We start from the raw sequence: 22913 nt of genomic DNA, 5'->3' as shown, positions 1-22913 counted from the left end.
TCAACGTCCTCGTTGAAACTGGTCAAGAAGTCGCTCGCGCCACAGGGCAAGGATGTCGCTTCGCGTGAGCATGCCAACGACCCGACCAGAGCCATCACCCGCTATTACAGGAAGGCGTCCTATGTCATGGGCCGAGAGTTTCAAGATGGCCTCAGCAAGGGTGGTTTCCATGTTCACGCACACGGCAGAGCCTCTGACTAGGCTTCCCAATTGCTGCGTGGCATCAATGTCAGCGCCATACAAACTTTTGCGCGTGATCACGCCAAGGGCCGCACCGTTTGCATCAACGACGGCGTAGCCCTGGTGATGACTTCCTGGTGCGCGAGTGTCTAACCAAGCCCGCACTTCGGCCACACTTTGAGTTGCCAGCAATGTGACCGGCTTGAGGCTGGCGTAGTCGCTCACGCGGGCCTGCGTTAGTGGATCGGCTTGGTACGTATCGGGTACGTGCAGCCCGCGGCGGCTGATTTTCTCGGTCATGATGGTTTGACGCATCAGCAGACTGGATACGAGAAAAGCTGTGCCGCAACCTATGAGCAAGGGCAGCAGTCCCGCTACCTGCCAAGTGGTTTCCAGGGCAAATATCACGGACATGAAAAGGGCGCGGGAGGAACCCGCGAAAATGGCGGCCATCCCCACCAGAGCGGCCAGGTTTGGGCTCAGGCCGAGTTGCGGGAACATGACGGCGCTGATATGGCCCAGAGCCGCGCCCAGGCAGGCGCCTATGGTCATCAATGGAGCCAGCGTGCCGCCCGAGGTTCCACTACCCAACGCGATGGTCCACGAAACCAGCTTGGCTGCACCGAGCAGCCAAAGTGCAGGACCGAGGAGGTTGCCAGACAATGCGTCCGTGATGTTGTCATATCCCACTCCCAAGGTTCTTGGTTGCCACCAACCAATCAGGCCTACCGCCACCGCGCCTATGGCGGGCCACCACATCCAGTGGACAGGGAGATGATCGAATGCATCTTCCACCGCATACACGCCTTGGGTAACAAACACAGCAACCAGTCCGACCACAGCCCCCAGGGGTACGCAGGCCAGTAACGCCGGGGCTTGCGGCCAAGCCAGCGGTTGCATGACAAAAAACGGCGTAGCACCGACGAACAGCGTGCGCATGATTTCAGCAGAAACGCAGGCGGCCAGCACGGGCAGCAACGCGGCTGGGCTGAACTCGAACAGCAGCAATTCGATCGCGAGCATCATGGCAGATAGTGGCGTGCCAAACACGGCTGCCATGCCTGCGGCGGCACCTGCGGCCAACAGTACCTTGCGCTCGTTGGGAGTGATGGAGACCCATTGACCCACCACCGAACCCAAGGCGCCGCCAGTGGCAATGATCGGCCCTTCGGCGCCAAATGGTCCGCCAGTGCCAATGGAAATAGCGGATGACAGGGGTTTGAGAAAAAGCACGCGCAGCGAAATGCGACTGCGGTTGACCAGCACCTGTTCCATGGCCTCCGGGATGCCATGGCCGCGAATGGCGGCAGATCCATATCGCGCCATGACGCCTACGATGAGGCCGCCGATGATGGGTACGCCGATGATCCAAGCGCCCAGTACGGTGTCCGTTGGGCTGACCAGACTCCAGCCGATGCGGCCCTGGAAGCTAAGGTGTGTAACGAGCCCGATCAGTGCCATGAGCAGTTGTGCAATCAACTCTGCCACAACGCCGATCCCTAACGCCAGCAGCAAAATGAACACAGTCCGCGGATGGATTCCGCCGGGAGCGCGGTTCAAATCCTCCGTTCCGATGGATAGTTGATCGGCCGGTTGTATGGGCAGGTCTTTTGGGGGTGATTTAGCAGAAACGGGGCTCATGAAGTGATGGCACAGACTGAGGGTGCAGGGCCGCTTCGAGAAAAGAAAAACGACGAAGCAATAACCAGCTATCTCGAGCGCCAAGTCCAGCAGAATACGAAAGATCAGTGAAATTTGATGTGTCAAAGTGTGGCGAAATCTGTTGCCGATAAAAATGGCCATGGCTTTGGCGTGTCAACATTGCGCCTGAGCTTTCGTTAACCATCCATGTTCATCAAATCGATCAAACGCATGGGCTTGCTCTCCATTTGGCGCGGCCATAAAGTGATCGCCGGGCTGTTGTTTGCTTTCGTGGTGCAGCCGATGCTTCCCGTTAACGCGCAACCGGCCCCGGAGTTTGTCCGTTTCAAGGCGGAATGGCGTGTCACTCTGAAAAGTGACGGTCAAGGTACCGACTCCCGCGGTGCGCAATGGCTGGCTTTGCTCGGCGGGTTGGGCGGACAAGAGGGCGTGGCCACCGCGCAAGACCAGGTGACCTGGCCTGCGCAGGGCAGCGGCGCCTACCGCATCGACAGCACCCTCACGCCGCGCGGTGCGATTGCCGTGCTGCTGCGTCGGCTGCACTGGGTGCGCGGTGCAAGCGGAGAAGTGCGCGACGGCAGGCCCGAGCTGCTCTCGGCCAGCAATCAGCGCGGGGATAGCCCGGCCACGCTGATGCACATCGAGCATGGGCGTATGCAAGTGACGACAGCCGGTCAGGCGGCGTCAGCGCCGGCTGAATCGACGGCAACGACACAGCCCGCGCCACCCGGGCTCACCGATCCGCTGACGCTGAGCTGGGGTTATCTGCAGCGCCCGCTGCCTACCCGCGCCTTCACCGTGCCCTTGCTCATCAATGACAAGGTGCAGACCGCCCACATCACGCCGCAGCGCGCCACGCTGCAATGGCAGGGGCAGGAGGAGGCGTGCACCCTGCTCGACGCTCACAGCGCGCAGAGCAGCGCCACTTTGCGCATCTGGCTGCGGCAAAGCGATGGCCTGCCGCTGCAGGTCGAACTCGGCATGGGCGACCGCTACGGGCTCGATGTGGTGCAGACTCTGGCAGCGGCGCCGGATGGGCTGCCCGCCGTACTGGTTCAGCACTGAACCGTAGGCGCCAGCGAAGCGCTACGCTATATGCATGAACGAGAACGGCACAGCAGACGACAAGGCGCCCCTGCCACCTGCGGATACGGCGAGGGTGCGCTTGCAGATCAAACAAGGCACGGCGCTCGGGCCCGGCAAGGCCGCGTTGCTCGAAGCGCTGGAACGCACCGGCTCGATTTCAGCCGCCGGACGCGCGCTCGACATGAGCTACCGCCGCGCCTGGCTACTGATTCACAGCGTCAATCAGGCTTACAAAGAACCGCTGGTCGAAGCCTCCAAGGGTGGCGCGGGCGGCGGCGGTGCGCAGCTCACCCCGCTGGGGCGCGAGGTGCTGTCGATTTACCGGCGCATGGAGCGCAAGGCGCTGAGGGCCATCCAGCCCGACCTCGACGTGCTGCAAAAACTGCTGCGCGAGTGAGGGGGTAGTCGTTTCAGTGCGGCCAGCACATCAGATGCTCGGCGCGCAGATGTGCCACCACGGGCGCTCCTGCGCGCAGGCCGTGGTGGGCAATCAGCCGCAGCGGGGCGCGCAGCCACAGCCGTGCGTCGCCGCAGCGCATCGCCAGGGTCGCGCTCGCGCCCTGCACCACCAGGTGCTCGATCTGGCCTGAGACCGGGTTTTCCAGATCGGCGGTCTGTCCCGGCTTGAGCGGGGGCAGGCGCACCTCGTCGGGCGATACGGCCCAGTCAACCAGGCAGCCGATCTCGCATGACGCCATCAAGGGCGCCCACAGCGGCAGCCCGCCTTCTTCCCACTGCAACAGCGTCAGCCCGCGCTCAACCGCGTGGCGCAGCACGCGCGCGGTAAAACGGTTGCGCACGCCCAGCAGCGCTGCAGCCGCCTGATTGGCCGGATGCGCAAACACCTCGGCAGGCGGCCCCTGCTGAATGACCTGCCGACCCGAGAGCAGCACCACCCAGTCAGACATGGCCGCCAGGCTGGCATCGTGCGTGGCGGCCAGCGCCGGCATGGAGAGCTGGTGCATGCGCGACACCAGTTCGGCCATGATGTCGTCGCGGGTGCTGGCATCGAGCGCCGAGGTGGGCTCGTCGAGCAACAGCACCTGCGGCCGCCGCGCCAGCGCGCGGGCCAGTGCCACGCGCTGCTGCTGTCCGCCCGAAAGCTGGGCGGGGCGCAGCTCGGTCTGCTGGGCCAGCCCGACCGACTGCAACAACTTGACGGCCGCCTGCCGCTGAGCGCCCAGCGCCCCGCCCAGCGCATAGGCCACGTTCTCCCAGGCGCGCAAATGCGGAAACAGCGCATACCCCTGCGGCAGATAGCCAACGGGCCGACGCTGCGGCGGCAGGGCGCCGAAAGGCGGGCCCTGGCTGGGAATGAGCCCCGCAAGCGCCTTCAGCACCGTGGACTTGCCTTCGCCGCTGGAGCCGAGCAGGGCGGTGAAGCCGTGCACCTCGAAATCGACGTCGAGAGCGATCGGCTGGCGGATCTGCAGATTGACGTGCAGGCGGGCGGGCGAGGGCATCATGTCCGGCGGACGGTTCAGGCCAGGTTCAGGCGCCGCCCTGCCCGCGCCGAGACAGCGCGCCGAGCAGCAGGGGCAGGGGCAGGCCGATGAGGAAGAACAGCCAAAGCAGCGGGTACACCGCGGGCAGGCCGGTGTCCTGCAGGTTGACCCACAGCTTCACCGGAATGCCTTGCGGGTAATACGCCACGATCAGCACAATGCCGAACTCGCCCAGCGCCCGCACCCAGGCCAGCGCCACCCCGGCGGCCAGACCCAGCCCCGAAAGCGGCACGGTAATGCGCCAGAAGGTGCGCCAGGGCGACTGCCCCAGGGTGAGCGAAATCTGCTCAAGCTCGCGCGGCACGCCCTCGAACGCCGAGCGCGCGGCGACGATGAAATACGGCGCGCTGCCATACACCTGCGCCAGCAGAAAGGCCGAGGGCGTGTTGGTGAGATTGAGGCCGAGCCGATCCAGTGGCTGGCCGATCCAGCTGTACGGCCCGTAACTCATCGACAGCAACAGGCCCATGGCCAGCGGCGGCGTGAGCAGCGGCAGCAGCACCAGCATCTCCATGAGCCACTTGCCGCGAAAGTCGTGCCGCGCCAGCCACCAGGCCACCGGCGTGGCGAACATCACCACGATGGCCACGGCGATCAGGCTGTAGCTCACCGACACCCAGAGCGAGCCCAGGTCGCCTTGCTGCAGATGCAGCGTTTGCCACGGCGTGCTGAGGAACAGCCCGGCGAAAGGCAGACTGAGAAACAGCAGCCCGGCCAGCCCGGCGCCCGCCACGATCCACGCGCGGCGCGCAGGCGCTTGCTTGGCGTGCGGCGCAAAGAACGGGGCTGCGGCGGTATCCAGCGGGGTCAGGGTCATGCCGTCATTGTCGTCGCAGCTCGAAGCTCAGAGCACGAGTCAATGAGCCGGTTGAAGATCGCCGCCCTTGGGGGCGCTGTAGCCGTATTGTTTGAACAAGGCCTGACCCTCGCCGCTGTTCATGAATTTGACGAAGGCGGCTCCGGCCTTGGGGTTGGGCGCGTTTTTCAGCACCGCGGCATAAAACACCAGTGGCTGGGTGGACAGGGTGTCGGTCTTGCCGTTGGGGAGCTTGATGTCGAAGTGTGCCTTGCTGTACCACTTTTCGATCATGCCGGGATCGCTGAGATTGATCTCTTCCGGCAGCTTGATGTAGGGCAGTTTGTGCGAAATCACCGCGCTCAGGTAGCCCGAAGTGGCGTCGAGCTGGCCCGACTCCAGGCGCGAGAGCAGCGAGGGTTCGGTGAAAATTTGCTGCTCGTTTTCGACCTTGCCCAGAATCTTGTCGGCCAGTCCCGGCTGCTTGTAAAACTCTTGCGCCAGCAGCATGGTGAACACGATGTTGCGGCCCTGCGGATCGGTTTTCGGGTCGGTGCGGCCAAAGCGCAGGCCCGGTTTTTCGAGCACCGAGTACCACGGCATTTTCCCGGCGTCAGCGGCCTTGAAGTCGGCGGCGAACTTGCTCTTGTCGCTGTAGGCAATCACCATCTGCGTGCTGGCCACCGGTACGGCGGTATCGATCAGGCCGGCTTTTTGCAGCACTTCGATCGGCCCGGGTGTGATGGAGACGAATACATCGGGGTTGATCTGCTTGGCGGCGATCAGGTGGGCCAGGCCGAAGGCACCCGCGCCCTGACCCTGGTACTGCACATGGTCCTGCCTGGCAATGGCCGGGCCCAGCGCCTTGTCCATCAAAGCGCCCATGGAACCCGCATAGGCCACCGCCAGCACGGGCTCGGCCGCGAAGGCCGGGGCGCTGGCAACGGCGCAGGCGGTGCCCATCGCGGCAGCGAGGGAAAGCTTCACCAAAATACGACAGTTCATCAGAAACTCCTTGTTTGTTGAGATCAAGCGTTGGAATTGTCTTGGAAATTCGCGCAGCGAACGCTTCAATGAAATATATCGAAGCGATCCGCTGGGAGGTGTTTGCAGGTGTTTCAGGTGCAATCGCGCAGTCAGGCGTCAAACCGACACCAAAAGGGGCCAAGACGAACGTCATGAGGCAGCGCTGAGCCTGGCGCCGAAGCGAGGCTCAGACAGGTCGGTGCGCCTTAGCGGGGTTCGTCGGCGTGGCGCTCGCGCAGTTGCTCGGCCACGCCCTGCATGGCGCGATCCATCAGACCTTGCGCTTCCAGCGGCAGGATGAGGCCCTGCGCCGCCATGCGTTCGAGCGCACGGCGGGTCATGGAGTGCGCCCGGCCGCCCACCTTGCTCGAGAACATGTAGAACAGGCCTTGCGGGCTGCGCCAGGTCAGCTGGGCGCGTGCGCTGCGTCCCTGGATCTGCAGTTGCACCCAGGTGCCGATATCAAGCGAGGCGATCAGCCCGGTCACTTCGGTGGGCGAGAGCAAGGCCTGCTCGGCCGGGGGCACGCTGGCCGGGCCCAGCTGCGAATCGGCAGGGTCGGCGGCGGGGGGCTGCGGGGGCTCGGCGGGTACGTCGCTGGCTTCGATCAGCCCGCTGGTGAGTTTTTCCTCATTGCGCACCAGCGCCTCGGGCATGGCGCTGGCCACGGAGGCGCTGGGTTGCGGGTGCAGCAGGCGCGTCCATTCGCGTTGCAGCAGCAGGGCATCGTCACGCGAGGTGGCCTGCTGGGCTTCGCCTTGTCCACGTATGGCCTGCGCCTGCGCGTCCATCAGCCACGACATGAACTCCTGACGTTTGTCGGCGGGAAGCGAGATCAGGTCGAGGCCCTGGCTCAATCGTTGCACCAGGGGCGGCAGCAGCTTGAGCAGCGCCTTGCGGTCGGCGTCAAGCGTCTTGGGCTGCACGCTCCAGATGAGATCGCTGGCTGTCTGCTTGTAGGTTTGTGTGATGTCGGCATCTTCGCCATGCCGGAGTACCGATTCGGCCAGCACCGTGGACCAGTGCTCGAGCATGAACTCGCGCAGCTGCGGGTGGGTGTGCAGCCGCGCAAAGACGTCGTGCAGGTGCCGGTACAGCGCGCCGTGCAGCAGGCTGCGGAATTCGGCGCGGCGCAGGGCGTCGACCGCGTCGGCCTGCTGCTGCTCGACGGCGGCGGCGCTTTCGGCAATGTGGCGCTGCAGATCGGCGAGTTGCTGCGTGAATACCGAGGCATCGTCTTCGTCGGCGTTGACCACCGCCTCGACCATGTGCGAGAGAAACGGCAGGAAGCGCTGGGCGGCGGGTTCTTCGACGCTCGAAAAGCCAGCGCTGTATTCGGCTACCCGGTTGAGCAGCTTGCGCGTGGGGTGGTTGCGCGAGCTGAACAGGCTGGCATCGCGCAGGCCCAGACGCAGCACCGGAATCTGCAGCCGGGCCAGTTGCGCCTTGACCGCGGGCAGCAGCTTGGGATCGGCCAGGATGTGATCGAACAGCAGCGAGACCACGTCGATGGTGAGCCGCTCCAGCGGGCGGTTGGCGACTTCGTACAGGCTTTGCCGGTGGCGTTCGATGAGGTTGACCGCGGTGGCGGCCGAAGCCGGCTCGTCGCGCCAGTTCACCTCGCGCAGGCCCAGACGGTCGCTGAGCAACAGGCGGTCGAGCGCATCGCGCAGCTGGGGGTTGAGGCCGTAGGCCTGGCCGAAGACCGAGGGGCCGAAGCCCGACGGCGTGGGGCCGAAACCCGAGGGCGCGAAACCCTCGCCCTGGCCACCCTGCGCCGGGCTGCCAACGGCCTGGGCCGCGCCGCGCCGTCCCGCGAGCAACTGCTGCAAGGCTTCGAGATGCAGCTCTGCGCCGCCCTGCGCCGCGCCCATCAAAGCCTGTTCGTCGATCGCGCCGGTCGCGGCCCGGGTCGGGCCGCGGCGCTGCTGCCGATACTGCGCGGGCTCGACCTGCAACTCGGCCAGCCGTTTGTTGTAAAGCGCATAAGTGTCTTTCAGCGCGGCCGACATGCCCTTGCCGAAAACACGCAGCAGCCCCAGGCGTTCTTCGGCATCGAGATCGACCACGCCGAGGGCGTGGTGCAGCGATTTGCTGAACACCTCCGGCCGCAGCGGGTTGGTCTGCGGTGTGGCATGTTCGCCGGCGCGAAGGCTGTCCAGCCGCGCGCCCAGGTCGCGCACCTCCCACTGGGCCTCTGATTCGAGCAGGTGGGTGAGGCGGGAGACTTCCACGCCTTCCTCCAGGTCGGATTCGTCCACCAGGCTGAGCGCTTCGAGTTGCAATTCGCGCGGGGCCACGGGCTTCTGGCCGCGGATCTCCTCGTCGAGCACCTGATGAAACCGGTCGACGAAGGCGCGGATGAGTTGGCCCTCGTTCTGCCGCAGCGCGTGGCTCATGTCGGAGAACTGCTGCCGGTCCCGCCCCGTTCCCGCGCCTTCGGCCTGCTGTTCCAGGGCTTCGATGACCTGGCGCACGACCGACCGCATCAGCTCATCCGAGCGCTGGATGGCATCGTCGATGCAGGATTGGAAAATCTCGGAAGGCAGCATGGTTCGGTGGAATGTCGAGGTCCGTCTGGTCGGGCGCGGACATAGTTCGCAATGTAAACCGATCCTGATGCGATTTCCCGCTTTGCCCTCCGACGCCTCACCTTCCTTGGGATAAGCGTTGCAGCCTTGCAAACGCCCTATCCCACCATCCGCGCCACGGCCACCCCGCCCACCACTCGGTTTGGCGCGCCCCGCGGATCACCCGATGTCGGGCGCGCCGCAACTTTGGCACTCGGTCCCAGGCGGGAAGGAGGGCGACGCGCGCGGAATGGGCGGGGCAATCCGGCCCAGGCTCTGCCATTCCTCACGCAGCTCGCGTGCGGCCTGCACCATGTGCCGCAAGGCCGCTTCGGTTTCCGGCCAGGCGCGGGTCTTGAGGCCGCAGTCCGGGTTGATCCACAGGCGCTCGGGCGGAATGACTTGCGCGGCGCGGCGCAGCAGCCGAACCATGTCGGCGGTGGAGGGCACGCGCGGCGAGTGAATGTCATACACGCCGGGGCCGATGTCGTTCGGATAGGCGAAGGCGCCGAAGCCGTCGAGCAGCGCCATGTTCGAGCGTGAGGTCTCGATGGTGATGACATCCGCGTCCATCGCCGCGATGGACGGCAGGATGTCGTTGAATTCCGAATAGCACATGTGGGTGTGGATCTGAGTGTCGTCGCGCGCTGCCCCCGCCGACACGCCGAAGGCGCGCACGGCCCAGTCGAGATAGGCGGCCCAGTCGCCGCGCTTGAGCGGCAGACCCTCGCGAATGGCGGGTTCGTCGATCTGGATGATGGCAAGGCCTGCATTCTGCAGATCGTTCACTTCGTCGCGCACCGCCAGCGCGATCTGCAGCGCCACCTGCGCGCGCGGCAGATCGTCGCGCACGAAGCTCCATTGCAGCAGCGTGATCGGGCCGGTGAGCATGCCCTTGACCGGGCGCGCGGACAAGGATTGCGCATGGCGCGCCGTGTCCACCGTCATCGGCTCGGGCCGCCACACATCGCCCCAGATGATGGGCGGCTTCACGCAGCGCGAACCGTAGCTCTGCACCCAGCCGCCTGCAGTGAAGGTGTAGCCCCAGAGCTGCTCGCCAAAAAACTCCACCATGTCGTTGCGCTCGGCCTCGCCATGCACCAGCACGTCCAGGCCGATGTCTTCCTGCTGGCGAATGACTGTGGCAATCTCCTCGCGCATCTTCTGCAGATAGTCGGTGTGCCGACATTCGCCGCGACGCCAGGCCGCGCGCGATGCGCGAATCTCGGTGGTCTGCGGAAAGGAGCCGATGGTGGTCGTAGGCAGCGGCGGCAGAATCAGGCGCGCGCGCTGCAGGGCGATGCGCTGCGCATAGGGGGCGCTGCGGCGGGCGTCGGCCTCGGTGAGCGCCTCCACCCGGCGGCGTACCTGGGGCAGGGTCACGCGCGGGCAGTCGCGGCGCGAAGCCAGGGCCTCCGCATGAACCTGCAAGGCCTCGCGTACCGCCTCAAAGCCCTGGTCGAGCGCGGTGGCGAGCAGGCGCAGTTCCTGCAGCTTTTCTTGCGCGAACGCCAGCCAGGGCCGTACCTCGGCGTTCAGGCGCGCGCCCGCGCCGCCCTCGGCGGCCAGGCTGACGGGCACGTGCAGCAGCGAGCAAGAGGGCGCGATCCACAGGCGTTCGCGAAGCGCGGTGTGCAGCGGTCGCAGGGTGGAGAGCGCAGCAGCCAGATCGCTGCGCCACACATTGCGACCGTCGATGATGCCCGCGGACAGCACCCATTGCGGCGGTAGCGCCTCGCGCCAGACGTCGAGTTGCCGTGGCGCCCGCACCAGATCGAGATGCACGCCATCGACCGGCAGCGCGGCCAGCGTGGCCGGGGCGAAGGTGATCGACTCGAAGTAAGTCGTCAGCAACAACCTGGGGCGAAGCGCACCGGCCTGCGCGGGCAGCGCGGCGTAGAGCGAGGGCAGCAGATCGCGCCAGGCCGTGTCGAGGTCGAGGGTGAGCGCGGGTTCGTCGAGCTGCACCCATTCCACCCCCAGCTCGGCGAGGCGGGCCAGCACCCGGGCGTAGGCTTTGGACAGCGCGGGCGCCAAGTGTCGGCGGTCGAAGCCGGGCTGGTGCGATTTGGACAGCCACAGAAAAGTCAGCGGTCCGATCAGGACCGGCTTGGGCGCATGCCCCGCTGCCTGCGCCTCGCGCACGCGGTCGAACAGCGCTTCACCGCCGCCGTCCAACATGGTTGCGGCGTCGAGTTCGGGTACGAGATAGTGATAGTTGGTGTCGAACCACTTGGTCATCTCCATCGCGGGCTGCGTGGCATGACCGCGGGCCAGCGCGAAGAGCTGCTCCAGGCGCAGCGAGCGGGCGTCGAAGCCGAAGCGCGCGGGCAGCGCACCGAGCAGGACGGCGGTGTCGAGCATGTGGTCGTACAGGGCGAAATCGCCCACCGTGGCAAAGCGCAGTCCTGCATCACGCTGCGTGGCCCAGTTTGCCGATCGCAGCTGTGCCGCGGCTGACTGCAGCGTGGCTCCCGAGCTTTTGCCTTGCCAGAAATGTTCGAGCGCGAACTTCAGCTCGCGCTGCGGGCCGATGCGCGGATAGCCCAGGATGTGCGTGGTGGTCATGCCGATACTCCAAGGTGAAATGAAAGCAGGAGGGAGTTTGCGCACCCCGCTGAAGTGAATCAAGCGATGAATTTTTAGGTTAGGCTGAATGGCATTCAACTTTCCTCTGGCCATGCTCGAACTCCGTCATCTGCGCTCTCTCATCGCCATTGCCGAGACCGGGCGCATCAACGCCGCGGCCGAGGCGGTGCATCTCACGCCCTCGGCGCTGTCGCACCAGCTGCGCGCGCTGGAAAGCCACTACGGCATGCCGCTCTTGTTGCGCGACGCGCGCGGCCTGCGCTTCACGCCAGCGGGAGAGCGTCTGCTGGCGCTGGCGCGGCAGATGCGCGAGGCGCAGCAGGCCGCCGAGCATGATTTGCAGCGTATTCAGGGCGACACCCTTGGCACGCTGAGGCTGGTTCTCGAATGTCACACCTGCTTCGAATGGCTGATGCCGGTGCTCGATGCCTTCCGCCAGCGCTGGCCCGATGTGGAGGTCGATCTGGTGTCGGGATTCCACCGCGACCCCGAGGCGTTGCTGAGCAAGGGCAAGGCCGATCTGGTGATCGGGGCGCGACGCGCCTCCGGGCGGCAATGGGTCTCGCTGCCGCTGTTTCGATTCGAGATCCTGCTCGCGCTGCCGCCGGGTCATGCGCTTGGGGCCCGGCGCAGCGTCCGGGCCGAAGATCTCGAGGGCGAGACCCTGATCACCTATCCCGCGCCCGACGCGCGCATCGACCTCATTCGAGAGGTGCTGCAGCCGGCAGGCATCCATCTGCCGCGGCGCACGGCCGAGCTCACCATCGCCATCCTGCAACTCGTGGCCAGTCGCCGGGGTATCGCGGCGCTGCCGAACTGGGCGCTCAAGCCATCGATCGACAGCGGCTATGTGCAGGCTCGTCGTGTCGGGGCGCGCGGGCTGTGGAGCGAACTGCACGTCACCGTGCCGCGCGAATTGGCCCTGCGCCCCTATGTGGGCGATCTCGTGGAAATGATCCGGCAGCGCGTTGCCACGCATCTCGACGGTGTGCAACTGCTCTGAAGATGGGCTGCCGACGTGCCGGGGTAAGCCGTGGCGCCCGGCGCGCAACGTGACCGCGCCGCACAATGTCCGGGCGGACGTTCAAGTTGCCGCCGCGAGGTTTCGTCGCGGACGTGGACCGGGCCATGACCCGGTCTAGGGCGCTGACATCCGCTCCCCGCACATGCCCTGAAGGAGCCTTTTCATGCCACACAAGTACCTGACCCTGCATACCGCCGATGGACAGACCGTCGGCGCCTATCTCGCCGAGCCCGAGGGCAAGCCCAAGGGCGGCATCGTTGTCGTCCAGGAGATTTTCGGGGTGAACGCCCACATCCGCAGCGTGGCCGATGGCTATGCGGCGGCCGGCTATCTCGCCATCGCGCCCGCCGTGTTCGACACGCTGGAGAAGGGCGTCGAACTGGGCTACGACGGGCCCGGCATGCAGAAGGGCATGGCGCTGGTTTCCGAGCTGGGGTTTGACCGTGCGCTGGCCTCGGTTCAGGCCGCGGCGCAGGCCGTCGCGACTGCGGGCAAGGTCGGCGTCGTCGGCTATTGCTGGGGCGGCAGCATCGCCTATCTCGCGTCCATCCGTGCGGGCATGCCTGCGGTGAGTTACTACGGCGGCCGCAATATCCAGCTGGTGAAGGAGACGGCGCAGGGCCCGCTGCAATTTCATTACGGCCTGCGGGATGCCCACATCTCCGAGGCCGACCGTGAGGCCGTGCGCGTCGCCAATCCCTCGGCGGAGTTCCATGTCTACGACGCCGACCACGGCTTCAACTGCGACGTGCGGGCCAGCCACGACCCTGCAGCGGCCCAACTCGCCCGCGAGCGCGCACTGACGTTCTTCGCCCGACACCTCGGCTGATCGACAGATCGGCGCGGGCCTGCATGCCCGCGCAGCCCATGCGCGATACTGGCGGCTTTGCGTTTCTTGCCCATGGCCCTGCACCGCGTCCGCCGCATGTCCGCTCCGTCCTCCGAGTCCTGGTCGCCAGCGCTGCCCTTGGGGCGGCGCAGCGGGTTGGAAAACTGGCTGACCGACGCGGGCTCGCTCACTCGCAGGCTGCGCCAGCACAGCACGCACTTCGAGTTGCGGCTGCTGCGGCAGGGGGCGGCGCGGGCCCTGCGAGACGAATACCCCCTGCTCGGGCTGCCGCAAGGCCGCAAGGTCTGGCGCCGCGACGTGTTGCTGATGGCCGATGGCGTGCCCAGGGTGCTGGGCCACAGCGTTTGCCCCCTGGCTGCCTTGCGCGGCCCGTGGCGGCTGCTGCGGCACCTTGGCGTCAAGCCGGTGGGCGACGCGGTGTTCACCCGCCCCCAGACCCGGCGCAGCGACCTTCGCGTCCGACGGTTGCGAGCGGCGCATCCCCTGTGCCGTATGCCGCACGCGGCTCACGGCATCGGCGCCCGCTGGGCGCGCCGATCGTCCTTCGTTTATGGCGGCGTGGCGCTCTGGGTCAGCGAGGTCTTCTTCTTTGACGGCCCTTGAATCGTCCAGCGGCTTGCGCCGACACGGCGCCAGGCGCGGGCCGCCGTCAGCCTCTGACAATCAAGGCAGAGACCTCCACGTTCGAAGGCCGTGAGCGTTTTTCGCGCGAGAAAGCCTTTGATTTTTCAGGGATCATTTTTTGGAAATTGCGATCCATCAAACATCGTGGGATTTGCATTCATATACTCCACCCCGTATTTGAAACAAACTGCAACCGCAGCGGCGATGCCGTCGCCGGTTGCGTTCCCTCTTTCTCCCAGGAGTGCTACCCATGCTGGTCAACAACCTTCGAGAGCGTTATTCCCCGATGTACTTCCTGGCCGCGTTGGGCGCAGGCGGGCTTGCGGTGTCGTTTTTCATCTATCCCATGTTTCTGCTGCCCCATCCGGATACGCCGATGGTGACGTTCAACCATCTGTGGCCGATCTTGACGTCGGGGGACAACCCGCTGCTGTCCGCGCTCGTCGGGATCGATCTGGCGGTGATTGCGCTGTTCTCGATCCTGCACTTCTGGCTGCTGGCCTGGAATCTGCGGGAGTTCAGGTTGTTCCGCCAGACGGAGGCCTATCAGAAGCTGCTGTCTTCCAATGCCGAAATCAGCCTGATGGCGGTGCCGCTCACCCTGGCCATGACCATCAATGTGGCCTTCGTGCTGGGCGCGGTGTTCGTGCCCAATCTCTGGAGTGTGGTCGAGTGGATGTATCCCGGTGCGATCGCGGCCTTCCTCGCGGTCGGCATCTACGCGCTGCGCATTCTGGGGGCCTATTTCACCCGCCTGTTCGTGCACGCGCAGTTCGATTTCGCCGAGAACAACTCGCTCGCCCCGATGGTGTCGATCTTCGCGCTGGCCATGATTGCCGTGGGTCTTGCCGCGCCGGGCGCCATGAGCCACCACCGCGAAATCAACGCCATCGCCATGGTGTTGTCGGTCTTCTTCGCCAGCGCGGCCATCCTGCTGCTGGTCATCAAGGTCGTGCTGGGTTTTGACGCCATTTTGCGTCATGGCATCGCGCCGCAGGCAGCGGGCAGTCTGTGGATCCTGATCCCCATCCTCACCCTGCTCGGCATTACCTGGGTGCGCTGGTCCATGGGGCTGTCGCATCAGTTCGGCAACCCACATCACCCCACCGATCTGCTGCTGTTTACCTCGGTGATCGTGTCGATGCAGGTGCTGTTCGGCATGATCGGCTACGCGGTCATGAAGAAGCTCAACTACTTTGCCGACTATGCCGGCGGTGCCAAGAGCAATGCCGGGGCCTTCGCGCTGATCTGCCCGGGCGTGGCGTTCTTCGTCTTCGGCATGTTCTTCCTCAACTTCGGGCTGGTCATGCCCAAGCTGGTCGGTGTGGGGTCGTGGGTGTATTTCCTGCTCATGTCGCCGCTGGTGCTCGTGCAGTTCAAGACCCTTCAGGTCTACTTCCGCCTGTTCGGCAAGCTGCTGCTCAAGCCCGGCCCCCACCTGGCCGCGGCCTGACGCGGTCAATCGCACATGAAAAAGGGACGCTCCGGCGTCCCTTTTTCATGCTGCGAAGATGGGCGGGCGCCAATGCGCCCAGGGATGCGCCTGCTCCAGTTCGCTGGCGACCTGCAGCAGCAAATCTTCCCGGCCCCAGGCGGCGGCACATTGAACGCCGACAGGCAAGCCGTGCGCATCCAGACCCCAGGGCACCGACATGGCCGGCGTGCCTGTGAGATTGGCCAACTGGGTGAATGGCGTGCGATGCAGATTCTCGAACGCCAGACGCTCCACCAGGCCACTGCGGCGCAACACCCCGCCCAGGCCGAATCGCAGAATGGCGCCCAGCGCGGTGCGCTGCCAGTCTGGCGTGGCCAGCTCGCCGATGCGGGCGGGCGGTTGCGCACAGGTCGGGGTGAGATACAGATCGAAGCGCGCGAACAAGGCGCCCAGCGCCCGCATCGGGGCGTTCCAGCGAGCTCGGGAAAGGGCGTAGTCCCCGGCCGAGAGGCTGCGGCCAATGAGCGCCAGGGCCTGAGTGTCGGTCTCAAAGGCCGAGGCGGGCACGCCCCGCCCCTTCCAGTACTGCAATTGGCCGGCAACCTGGCCGAAGTACATCGTGAGGTAATCGCGCGCCAGCTGCATGCCATCGCCCACCGGATCGACCCACTCGACGTGATGGCCGAGCGATTGCAGAAGCTGTCCGCAATCGGCCGCGGCTTGCGACCACGCCGCGTCGACCGCGCCGCCGATGGGCGAGGTCGTGCTCAGCGCGATGCGCAGCCGCCCGGCAGGCGGATGCGCCTCCTGCGCATAGGGGCGAGCGGGCGGCGCAACGACAAATGGGTCGCCGGGCTCGGCGCCAGCGAGCACATCGAGCAGGGCGGCGCTGTCGCGGACCGAACGCGAGATCGCATGGACACTGACCGCGCCCTCCCACTGCTCGTCGAACTGCGGTGCGCAGCTCACCCGGCCTCGCGAAGGTTTCAGACCGAACAGGCCGCAGTACGCCGCCGGAATGCGAATCGAGCCGCCTCCGTCGCTGGCCGCCGCCACCGGCACGATGCCTGCCGCCACGGCCGCCGCCGCGCCACCTGAGGAGCCGCCCGGCGTGTGCTCCAGACTCCACGGGTTGCGCGTGGGCCCGAAGGCGAGCGGCTCGGTGATGGCTTTCAATCCCAGCTCGGGCGCATTGGTGCGGCCGAAAATCACCAGGCCCGCCTGCTCCCAACGCCGCACGACCGCATCGGTCTGTCCCGCAGGCATGCGCGCCAGCCAGGCGTTGCCCTGGCTGGTGGCGCATCCGGCCAGATCCATACCCAGATCCTTGAGCAGAAACGGCACACCAGCAAAGGGCGCGCTTGAAGCGCCGAGCTGCGTCAGGCGACCCTGTGCGTAGGCGCGCAAATCGCCGCTGACCGCATAGATGCGCGGGTTGACCGCATCGCACCGCGCCAGCGCGTCCAGCAAGGCGCCTTCCGCACTCAGCTCGCCGTGCCGGATGCGCGCGGCCGTCTCCAGCGCGTCGGGCGGGGCGGTCGAGAAATTGGGGAGGTCAGTGGGGCTCATGAGGTGCGCCATGAAAGCACATCTCCGAGCCAACAAAAAGGCCTCCTGGTGACAGGAGGCCTTCGAAAGTCTTGGTGGCCAGGGGCGGAATCGAACCGTCGACACGCGGATTTTCAATCCGCTGCTCTACCAACTGAGCTACCTGGCCTTGTTTTTCACCTGCAGGGCATCGGCAGACCGTGCGCAGCATTTCGGAAAAACTGACATGCTAACAAAATTTGCGGGGCCTTTGGGCGCCACCTCACCAACGGGTTCACTCAGCAGCAGGCCCGAGAGGGGTGATGGCTTCGTCGTCTTGCGGGGATGCAGGCTCGTTGCGGCTGCGCATGCCACGGCCCAGGTCGACGCCGAGTTGCTTGATCTTGCGGTAGAGATGGGTGCGCTCAAGCCCGGTCTTCTCGGCCACGCGGGTCATGCTGCCGTTCTCGCGGGCCAGGTGAAACTCGAAGTAGGCGCGCTCGAACTCGTCTCGGGCCTCGCGCAAGGGGCGGTCGAGCAGAAAGGCGCGCTCGGCAGGCAGTGCCGCGGGTTGCGGGGGCAGTGCCGGCGCGGCGGAGCCTGCCGGGGCGACCGCCGGGGGTGCGAGGCTTGCGCCACCCGCCTGGCGAGCCACGGGCTTGGTCAGGGCTTGTGAAACCGATTGCAAGAGCTTTTGCAGGGCGATGGGCTTTTCGAGAAAGGCCATCGCGCCGATGCGGGTGGCTTCGACGGCATGGTCGATGGTGCCATGGCCGGACATCATGATGACGGGCATGGTGAGCTGGCCACTGCTGGACCATTCCTTGAGCAGGGTGACGCCATCGGTGTCGGGCATCCAGATGTCGAGCAGCACGAGGTCGGGCTGGGCCTGGGCACGCAGCTGCCGGGCCTGCGCGGCGTTTTCGGCCAGTGCCACGCTGTGCCCTTCGTCATTGAGGATTTCGGAGAGCAGCTCACGAATCCCCATCTCATCATCCACCACCAAAATGCTTGCCATACCGATTCACTCTTTCAAGAAAACGCCGGGCAGCCCCAAGTTTTCTCGACCCCCCTGGGGACGGCCTTGATGGGGCGCGGCTTCCGGGCGGTCATGCATGCTGCAAGGGCGCGTGCACAGGAGGCTGTTGCGCCAGTCCCGGGAATATAAGGGATACGCGTGCGCCGCCAACCGACCCCTCTGCCAGCAGGTTCTGAATCTCGATGCGGGCATGATGTTCCTCCGCGATCTTTTTCACCACGGCCAAGCCCAGGCCGGTGCCGCGCGGCTTGCTGGTGACGTAGGGCTCGAAGGCGCGGTGCAGGATCTTGTCGCTGAAGCCCGGCCCGTTGTCGCTCACGCTCAGGCGAATGCGGGGCACGGCGCCCGGCTGGGCCGCCAGGATCTCGGTACGCAGGCGCACTTTGCGCTCGGGCTGCGCGGCCACGGCATCGATGGCGTTTTGCAGCAGGTTGTGGATGACCTGGCGCAGTTGGGTGGCGTTGCCCAGGATGTCGGGCAGATCGGCTGCGAGGTCGGCCCGAACCTGCGGATGTTCCTCGGGGCTGGCGCCGTCTTTCGCGGGCAGGCTGCTGTAGAGATTGAGAACGTCGCGGATGAGGTCATTGAGGTTCATGGCCTCGGGCCTGCCGGCCGGCAGCCGCGCGTAATCGCGGAAGTCGTTGACCATGTGCTGCATGGCCTGCACCTGGTTGACGATGGTCGTGGTGCTGCGCTGGAGCATGTCGCGGTCGGCGCCTTCGAGCTTGCCCGAGAGTTTCATCTGCAGGCGCTCGGCGGAGAGCTGGATGGGCGTCAGCGGGTTTTTGATCTCGTGCGCCAGCCGCCGCGCCACTTCGGCCCAGGCGATCGAACGCTGCGCGCTGATGACTTCGGTGATGTCGTCGAACACGACGACCGAGGCCGGCTGTCCAGGAAGGGCCAGCCTCGCGCCCCGCGCCAGCAGGGTGATGGTGGCATCGCTTCCAGGGAAGGTGTAGTCGATCTGCTGCAGCCAGTGCGGGCTTGGGGCGGAGGCGTCCTGCTCGTCGAGCGAGGCGAAGGCCTCGGCGATGGTCTGCGCCAGGGGCTGAAGGCTGGGGTGCTGGCTCAAGGGCTGGCCGATCAGGCCTTGCAGCGGGGCGCGCAGTAGCCTCGTGGCGCTTGGATTGGCAAGGGCCAGACGTTGGTCGCCGCCCAGCACCAGCACGCCCGCGCTGAGGTTGTCGAGCACGCTTTGCAGATAGGCGCGCGAAGCTTCGAGCGCGTCGTGGTTGAACTGCACCTGCGCCCGGGCTTCGGCGAGCTGGTTGGTCATGGCATTGAACGAGCGCACCAGCACGCCGAGTTCGTCGTTGCGCTGGAAGTGCGGTTTTTGGCGCAGATCGCCTTCGGCTACGGCCTTCATGCCATCGGCCAGCAGCAACAGTGGCTTGGCCAGTTGATTGCCGAGAACCACCGCGAGCAGCACCGCCAGGAAAACGGCCAGGAACAAGGTCAGGGTGAGGGTTGAGATATACATGCGCTTGAGGCCCTCACGCCCCAGGGCGCGCTCCTGATACTCGCCATAGGCGCGCTGGACTTCGAGGGCGCTGCTGGAGATGGCTTGCGGCACGTCCTGGATGAGCTGCAGATAGCGCCCATGACCGGGGAGGACGAAGTTGCGCGTGGGCAGGCCGACCACGACCCGCAGCTTCAGCTTCTGCGGCGTCTGACCTGAGCCGTCGTCGCCACCCTCGATATCCGAAATCGATCCCATGGTGCGCAGTTGCCGCATGCTGCTCGGTCCGGGCAGGTCGGGGATCAGCGAAAACGGATTGCCTCCCGCGGTGACCAGAACCGTGCCGTTGCCATCGAACACCGTGATCTGCTGCAGGCCGAGCTGCTGGCGCAATTGCTCCATGGCCAGCGGGGACAGCAGTGTGGGGTCTTCGGCGATCTGCACCGACAGATTGCGCGCCTTGGTCTGCAGATCGTTTTGCAGCACGTTGAGTGTGGTGCGCCCCAGATTCAGGCCGGCGTTGAGCGCACCCTCGACCTTCACATCGAACCAGGTCTCGATGCTGCGGGCGACGAACTGATAGGACACGGTGTAGATGACGACGCCGGGCAGCACGCCCACCAGCGCGAACACCGCCGCGAGCTTGAACAGCAGACGGCTGCCGAAGCGTCGCTTGTGCAGTCGCCAGCCCAGCCGCAGGCCCAGGGCGACGACGAGGAGCAGCAAAAGGCCGGCGACGACGAAGTTGATCCAGTACAGCCAGCCGAAGAACGGGCTGGGCTGCGCCGTGTTGTCGGTGGATACCGCCAGCAGGAAGACCAGGAAGACGGCCAGCGGCAGGCCCAGGGCCAGTGCCAGACGCATGGCCCAGCGCGAGGTGCGACTGTCCCAGGCATTGCCGCTCGGCCTGGTCATGGCGTCCAGACGAAGGGTTGAGGCTGGAAGGTGGCTTCGATCTTCCAGTCTGACTGCGACGAGACGTTGAGCTGGAACGGCCGTGGCAGTTGCGACAGGTCGAGTCTGAACCGGGCATCGAGCTGGTAGGACTGACCCGCCACCAGTTGCGAGGGCTCGGCCACGCGCAGATGCCGGGTGCGCTGCACCACGCCCAGTGCTTCGTCGAGGCTGTCATAGTTCTGCTGCAGGCCGCCCACGGAGACGCGGTAGCGCTGCAGCAGCGGCTGATAGGCCAGCCGCACTTCGCGTCTGGCCAGGGCGATGTCTTCGTTGAACCAGTACCAGCGCGGGCGGACCACCGTGGCCACGGTTTCGAAGTAAAGCGCGATGCCTCGGCTGAGCACGTCTTCGAGGCTGCGCGGCAAGGCAAACACCGCGGCCGTGGTGACGAACAAACCCTCCGGGCTCATGGTCAGCATCAGCGGTTCCGTATCCACCGTGGTGGCCTTGGCCTGCGAGATCAGGCTCGCTCCCGCGGCCAGCGCCAGGCCACTGCGCAGCAGCTTGCGGCGCAGGAGGTCTGGAGTGGGGCGGGCGGCTTTCACGAGGCTTTGGTGAACAGGGCGTAGAAGAAGCCGTCTTGCGAATGACCTGCGGCGTGGGGGCCGCTGCTCTGCTCGGTCGAATCGGGATCGGGTTCCTGTGGCAACAACTGCCCCGGCGCGGGCGATGCTATCGCATCCGCGTGCCTGGCGAGGAAGGCCTGGGCCTGGTCCACGCCCTCCTGGGGAAACACCGAACAAGTGACGTACAGCAACTTGCCGCCGGGTTGCAGCAGCGGCCAGAGCGCATCGAGGAGGGCGGTCTGGGTGGCGGCCAGGGCCGGAATGTCGGCGGCGCGCCGCAGCCAGCGGATGTCGGGGTGGCGGCGGGCGATGCCCGAGGCGCTGCAAGGCGCGTCGAGCAGGATGCGGTCGAAGCCCTGGCCGTCCCACCAGGCCGAAGGGGTGGAGGCGTCGGCCGCAAGGGTGCGAGCGTGAAGCCCCAGGCGTTGCAGGGTGTCCTCGACGCGGCGCAGCCGCTGCGCGTCCTTGTCGAGCGCGAGCACGTCGCAGTCGCAGCGCTCGAGCAGGTGGGCGGTCTTGCCGCCTGGGGCGGCGCAGGCGTCGAGCACGCGCTGGCCGGGCTGCACGTCGAGCAGGCCCGCGGCGTATTGCGCGGCAGCGTCCTGCACGCTGACCCAGCCGGCATCGAAGCCGGGAAGCCGTTCGACCGCCACGGCGTGGCTCAGCACGAGGGCCTGGTCGAGCGCGGCCTCATCGGGCGTCGCGCCGAGCATGCCGTGTTGCTGGAGCGCGGCCTGATAGGTGTCGCGGGCGATGCGCCGGGTGTTGACTCGCAGGGTCATGGACGGCTGGCGCTGGGCGACGGCAAGCAGGCGCTGCCAGTCGCCCGGATAGGCTGTCTGCAGCGATTCGACCCACCACGCCGGGTGATTCCACCGGGCCTCGATCGCCTCGCTCGCTGGCGATGTCGCCTTGGCCTGGGCAGAAAAACGGCGCATCAAGGCGTTGGCAAATCCTTCGGCATGCCGCAGTGCCGGTGTGCGCTTGCAGGCCTCGACCGCCTGATTGACCACGGTGTGCGCCGAGTATTGAAGCGGCGTATCGGGAAGAAGTAGCACCAGGGCCGTCAGCAGCACATCGCGCAGCAAGGGCGGATGAACACTGCGGGGGTGGAGTTCGGCCAGCACGGCTCGCGCCGTGCCCAGGTGGCGCAGCACGGTAAAACTCATGGCCTGCGCCGCGCCGCGCTGGCCCGCATCCCATTTGCCGCGGGCCGCCGCCTGCGGCAAGGCGGTGGCGAGCGATGCACCGGATTGAACGGCCCCGATCAACTGCGCGCTGGCCAGGAGATCGCGCCACAGGGGACGCTGGTGCGGTTTGGGGGTGGGGCTGGAGGATGGGGAAGTCACCGGAGCATTATCGATGCTGCTACGTCCCTGTCCCCAACATGCGAGCGCCCGCATGAAGCGGGCGCTCGGGGAACAATGCGTCGCACCGGGGCGACGCGCGCATTCAAGGGCAGATGTAGGCGAAGCCTTCGCGATACTGCAGATTGGCGGCCTCGGCCACGCCGGAGGGGACGATGGTGGCATCGAGCAGCACGCGGTCCTTGGAAATCTTGCGCGTAGTCAGGGTGTTGTTGCACACTCGGAACGAAACCCCCTGCGAGGCCAGTCCGCCGACCAGCCCGGCGAACTCGGCACCCTTGCCGTCCACCGCGCCATTGAGCATGAAATCAATGCCGGCCCCATTGCCGACAACGACGATCTTCGCCGTGGGGTCGGCGGCGAGATGATTGCGCACATTGCCCAGACAGCGCGAGCCTTGCGCATCGCCTTGGGTGACGTGATAAACAACTTTCACGGGACCTTCCTTGTCTGCGCGGCCTTGCGCCCGTGCGGTGGTGCTGGCCATGAGCGCCGCAGCGCCAACGGTGGCTGCGGCCAGGGCCTTGCGGCGGTTGGTGGTGTTTTCCATAGGTCTCCTCCTTGGGGTGGGGGCGTATCACGCTCTGAAGGCGCTAGTGCGAGAAAAAGGGCCGATTCATGATCGACCCTTGCATGATGCCTGCGAACGAC

General features: G+C 66.1%; 19 protein-coding genes and 1 tRNA gene. 7 read left to right on the top strand and 13 right to left on the bottom strand.

Annotated features, from left to right (window positions below):
- Positions 1-1983 carry a chloride channel protein gene (locus BVH73_RS07195; RefSeq protein WP_245800453.1) on the bottom strand — a complete coding sequence of 661 codons (1983 nt, stop codon included), beginning with the start codon at positions 1981-1983 and terminating at the stop codon, positions 1-3.
- Positions 1984-2028: 45 nt separating this feature from the next.
- Between BVH73_RS07195 and BVH73_RS07190 the strand changes: the two genes are divergently transcribed.
- Entirely contained in the window at positions 2029-2907 is an 879-nt protein-coding gene (locus BVH73_RS07190; protein WP_245800452.1) for a hypothetical protein, read from the top strand.
- A 34-nt stretch (positions 2908-2941) separates the two neighbouring features.
- Complete coding sequence (locus BVH73_RS07185; RefSeq protein ID WP_013107334.1) at positions 2942-3325, top strand: winged helix-turn-helix domain-containing protein; 384 nt, start codon at positions 2942-2944, stop codon at positions 3323-3325.
- Between the two features lie 13 nt (positions 3326-3338).
- Here the strand turns inward: BVH73_RS07185 and BVH73_RS07180 are convergent, their stop codons facing one another.
- From BVH73_RS07180 to BVH73_RS07170, 3 genes are read right to left on the bottom strand one after another with little or no spacing between them, the layout of a single operon-like run.
- Positions 3339-4394, bottom strand: coding sequence for an ABC transporter ATP-binding protein (locus tag BVH73_RS07180; protein ID WP_245800451.1), 1056 nt, complete (start codon positions 4392-4394; stop codon positions 3339-3341).
- Positions 4395-4419: 25 nt separating this feature from the next.
- Positions 4420-5250 carry an ABC transporter permease gene (locus tag BVH73_RS07175; RefSeq protein ID WP_079417410.1) on the bottom strand — a complete coding sequence of 277 codons (831 nt, stop codon included), beginning with the start codon at positions 5248-5250 and terminating at the stop codon, positions 4420-4422.
- A gap of 39 nt (positions 5251-5289) precedes the next feature.
- Positions 5290-6234 carry an extracellular solute-binding protein gene (locus tag BVH73_RS07170; RefSeq protein WP_079417408.1) on the bottom strand — a complete coding sequence of 315 codons (945 nt, stop codon included), beginning with the start codon at positions 6232-6234 and terminating at the stop codon, positions 5290-5292.
- Positions 6235-6275: 41 nt separating this feature from the next.
- Here BVH73_RS07170 and BVH73_RS15725 point away from each other — a divergent pair, with 41 nt between their 5' ends.
- Positions 6276-6422 carry a hypothetical protein gene (locus tag BVH73_RS15725; RefSeq protein ID WP_154048445.1) on the top strand — a complete coding sequence of 49 codons (147 nt, stop codon included), beginning with the start codon at positions 6276-6278 and terminating at the stop codon, positions 6420-6422.
- Positions 6423-6461: 39 nt separating this feature from the next.
- Here the strand turns inward: BVH73_RS15725 and BVH73_RS07165 are convergent, their stop codons facing one another.
- Positions 6462-8807 (bottom strand): DUF1631 family protein, encoded by a 2346-nt coding sequence (locus BVH73_RS07165; protein ID WP_079417406.1) that lies wholly within the window; start codon positions 8805-8807, stop codon positions 6462-6464.
- Positions 8808-9005: 198 nt separating this feature from the next.
- Positions 9006-11393, bottom strand: a complete 2388-nt coding sequence (gene metE, locus BVH73_RS07160) for a 5-methyltetrahydropteroyltriglutamate--homocysteine S-methyltransferase (RefSeq protein ID WP_079417404.1) — start codon at positions 11391-11393, stop codon at positions 9006-9008.
- A 112-nt stretch (positions 11394-11505) separates the two neighbouring features.
- Between metE and BVH73_RS07155 the strand changes: the two genes are divergently transcribed.
- The 4 genes from BVH73_RS07155 to BVH73_RS07140 all read left to right on the top strand — a co-directional run bounded on the left by BVH73_RS07155 (position 11506) and on the right by BVH73_RS07140 (position 15365).
- Complete coding sequence (locus BVH73_RS07155; RefSeq protein ID WP_079420418.1) at positions 11506-12417, top strand: LysR family transcriptional regulator; 912 nt, start codon at positions 11506-11508, stop codon at positions 12415-12417.
- 184 nt (positions 12418-12601) lie between these two features.
- Positions 12602-13267 carry a dienelactone hydrolase family protein gene (locus tag BVH73_RS07150; protein ID WP_079417402.1) on the top strand — a complete coding sequence of 222 codons (666 nt, stop codon included), beginning with the start codon at positions 12602-12604 and terminating at the stop codon, positions 13265-13267.
- Between the two features lie 96 nt (positions 13268-13363).
- The gene (locus BVH73_RS07145) at positions 13364-13891 is read left to right on the top strand and encodes a chorismate--pyruvate lyase family protein (protein ID WP_245800450.1); all 528 of its coding nucleotides are present in this window, start codon (positions 13364-13366) and stop codon (positions 13889-13891) included.
- A gap of 271 nt (positions 13892-14162) precedes the next feature.
- On the top strand, positions 14163-15365 hold the full coding sequence (locus tag BVH73_RS07140; protein ID WP_079417398.1) for a TsoY family (seleno)protein: 1203 nt from the start codon (positions 14163-14165) through the stop codon (positions 15363-15365).
- 45 nt (positions 15366-15410) lie between these two features.
- Here BVH73_RS07140 and BVH73_RS07135 read toward each other — a convergent pair whose 3' ends face one another.
- From BVH73_RS07135 to BVH73_RS07105, 7 genes are all read right to left on the bottom strand, one after another.
- Positions 15411-16916, bottom strand: coding sequence for an amidase (locus tag BVH73_RS07135; protein WP_079420416.1), 1506 nt, complete (start codon positions 16914-16916; stop codon positions 15411-15413).
- Positions 16917-16988: 72 nt separating this feature from the next.
- Positions 16989-17064, bottom strand: a tRNA-Phe gene (locus BVH73_RS07130).
- A 105-nt stretch (positions 17065-17169) separates the two neighbouring features.
- Positions 17170-17892, bottom strand: a complete 723-nt coding sequence (locus BVH73_RS07125; RefSeq protein ID WP_079417396.1) for a response regulator — start codon at positions 17890-17892, stop codon at positions 17170-17172.
- A 91-nt stretch (positions 17893-17983) separates the two neighbouring features.
- Positions 17984-20287 carry a sensor histidine kinase gene (locus BVH73_RS07120; protein ID WP_079417394.1) on the bottom strand — a complete coding sequence of 768 codons (2304 nt, stop codon included), beginning with the start codon at positions 20285-20287 and terminating at the stop codon, positions 17984-17986.
- Positions 20284-20874: a DUF4390 domain-containing protein gene (locus BVH73_RS07115; protein WP_079417392.1), complete on the bottom strand. Its 591-nt coding sequence runs from the start codon at positions 20872-20874 to the stop codon at positions 20284-20286. The genes BVH73_RS07120 and BVH73_RS07115 overlap by 4 nt, the downstream gene beginning before the upstream one ends.
- Entirely contained in the window at positions 20871-22244 is a 1374-nt protein-coding gene (gene rsmB / locus BVH73_RS07110) for a 16S rRNA (cytosine(967)-C(5))-methyltransferase RsmB (RefSeq protein WP_245800449.1), read from the bottom strand. The genes BVH73_RS07115 and rsmB overlap by 4 nt, the downstream gene beginning before the upstream one ends.
- Positions 22245-22347: 103 nt before the next feature.
- Complete coding sequence (locus BVH73_RS07105) at positions 22348-22812, bottom strand: DsrE family protein (RefSeq protein ID WP_079417388.1); 465 nt, start codon at positions 22810-22812, stop codon at positions 22348-22350.
- Between the last annotated feature and the right edge of the window lie 101 nt (positions 22813-22913).

This window comes from Thiomonas intermedia, assembly GCF_002028405.1.
In the GTDB taxonomy this organism is placed as follows: Bacteria; Pseudomonadota; Gammaproteobacteria; order Burkholderiales; family Burkholderiaceae_C; genus Thiomonas; species Thiomonas intermedia.
The sequence above is the reverse complement of the archived record's forward strand: the minus strand, read 5'-3'. Positions and strand labels throughout refer to the sequence as shown.

Bases quoted from the DNA above. Each gene is read 5' to 3' on its own strand.
- BVH73_RS07135 (WP_079420416.1), bottom strand. From the start codon at position 16,916: ATGAGCCCCACTGACCTCCCCAATTTCTCGACCGCCCCGCCCGACGCG.
- BVH73_RS07190 (WP_245800452.1), top strand. From the start codon at position 2,029: ATGTTCATCAAATCGATCAAACGCATGGGCTTGCTCTCCATTTGGCGC.
- BVH73_RS07170 (WP_079417408.1), bottom strand. From the start codon at position 6,234: ATGAACTGTCGTATTTTGGTGAAGCTTTCCCTCGCTGCCGCGATGGGC.
- BVH73_RS07175 (WP_079417410.1), bottom strand. From the start codon at position 5,250: ATGACCCTGACCCCGCTGGATACCGCCGCAGCCCCGTTCTTTGCGCCG.
- BVH73_RS07150 (WP_079417402.1), top strand. From the start codon at position 12,602: ATGCCACACAAGTACCTGACCCTGCATACCGCCGATGGACAGACCGTC.
- BVH73_RS07180 (WP_245800451.1), bottom strand. From the start codon at position 4,394: ATGATGCCCTCGCCCGCCCGCCTGCACGTCAATCTGCAGATCCGCCAG.
- BVH73_RS07105 (WP_079417388.1), bottom strand. From the start codon at position 22,812: ATGGAAAACACCACCAACCGCCGCAAGGCCCTGGCCGCAGCCACCGTT.
- BVH73_RS07125 (WP_079417396.1), bottom strand. From the start codon at position 17,892: ATGGCAAGCATTTTGGTGGTGGATGATGAGATGGGGATTCGTGAGCTG.
- BVH73_RS07155 (WP_079420418.1), top strand. From the start codon at position 11,506: ATGCTCGAACTCCGTCATCTGCGCTCTCTCATCGCCATTGCCGAGACC.
- BVH73_RS07185 (WP_013107334.1), top strand. From the start codon at position 2,942: ATGAACGAGAACGGCACAGCAGACGACAAGGCGCCCCTGCCACCTGCG.
- BVH73_RS07140 (WP_079417398.1), top strand. From the start codon at position 14,163: ATGCTGGTCAACAACCTTCGAGAGCGTTATTCCCCGATGTACTTCCTG.
- BVH73_RS07195 (WP_245800453.1), bottom strand. From the start codon at position 1,983: ATGGCCATTTTTATCGGCAACAGATTTCGCCACACTTTGACACATCAA.
- BVH73_RS07145 (WP_245800450.1), top strand. From the start codon at position 13,364: ATGTCCGCTCCGTCCTCCGAGTCCTGGTCGCCAGCGCTGCCCTTGGGG.
- BVH73_RS07120 (WP_079417394.1), bottom strand. From the start codon at position 20,287: ATGACCAGGCCGAGCGGCAATGCCTGGGACAGTCGCACCTCGCGCTGG.
- metE (WP_079417404.1), bottom strand. From the start codon at position 11,393: ATGACCACCACGCACATCCTGGGCTATCCGCGCATCGGCCCGCAGCGC.
- BVH73_RS07165 (WP_079417406.1), bottom strand. From the start codon at position 8,807: ATGCTGCCTTCCGAGATTTTCCAATCCTGCATCGACGATGCCATCCAG.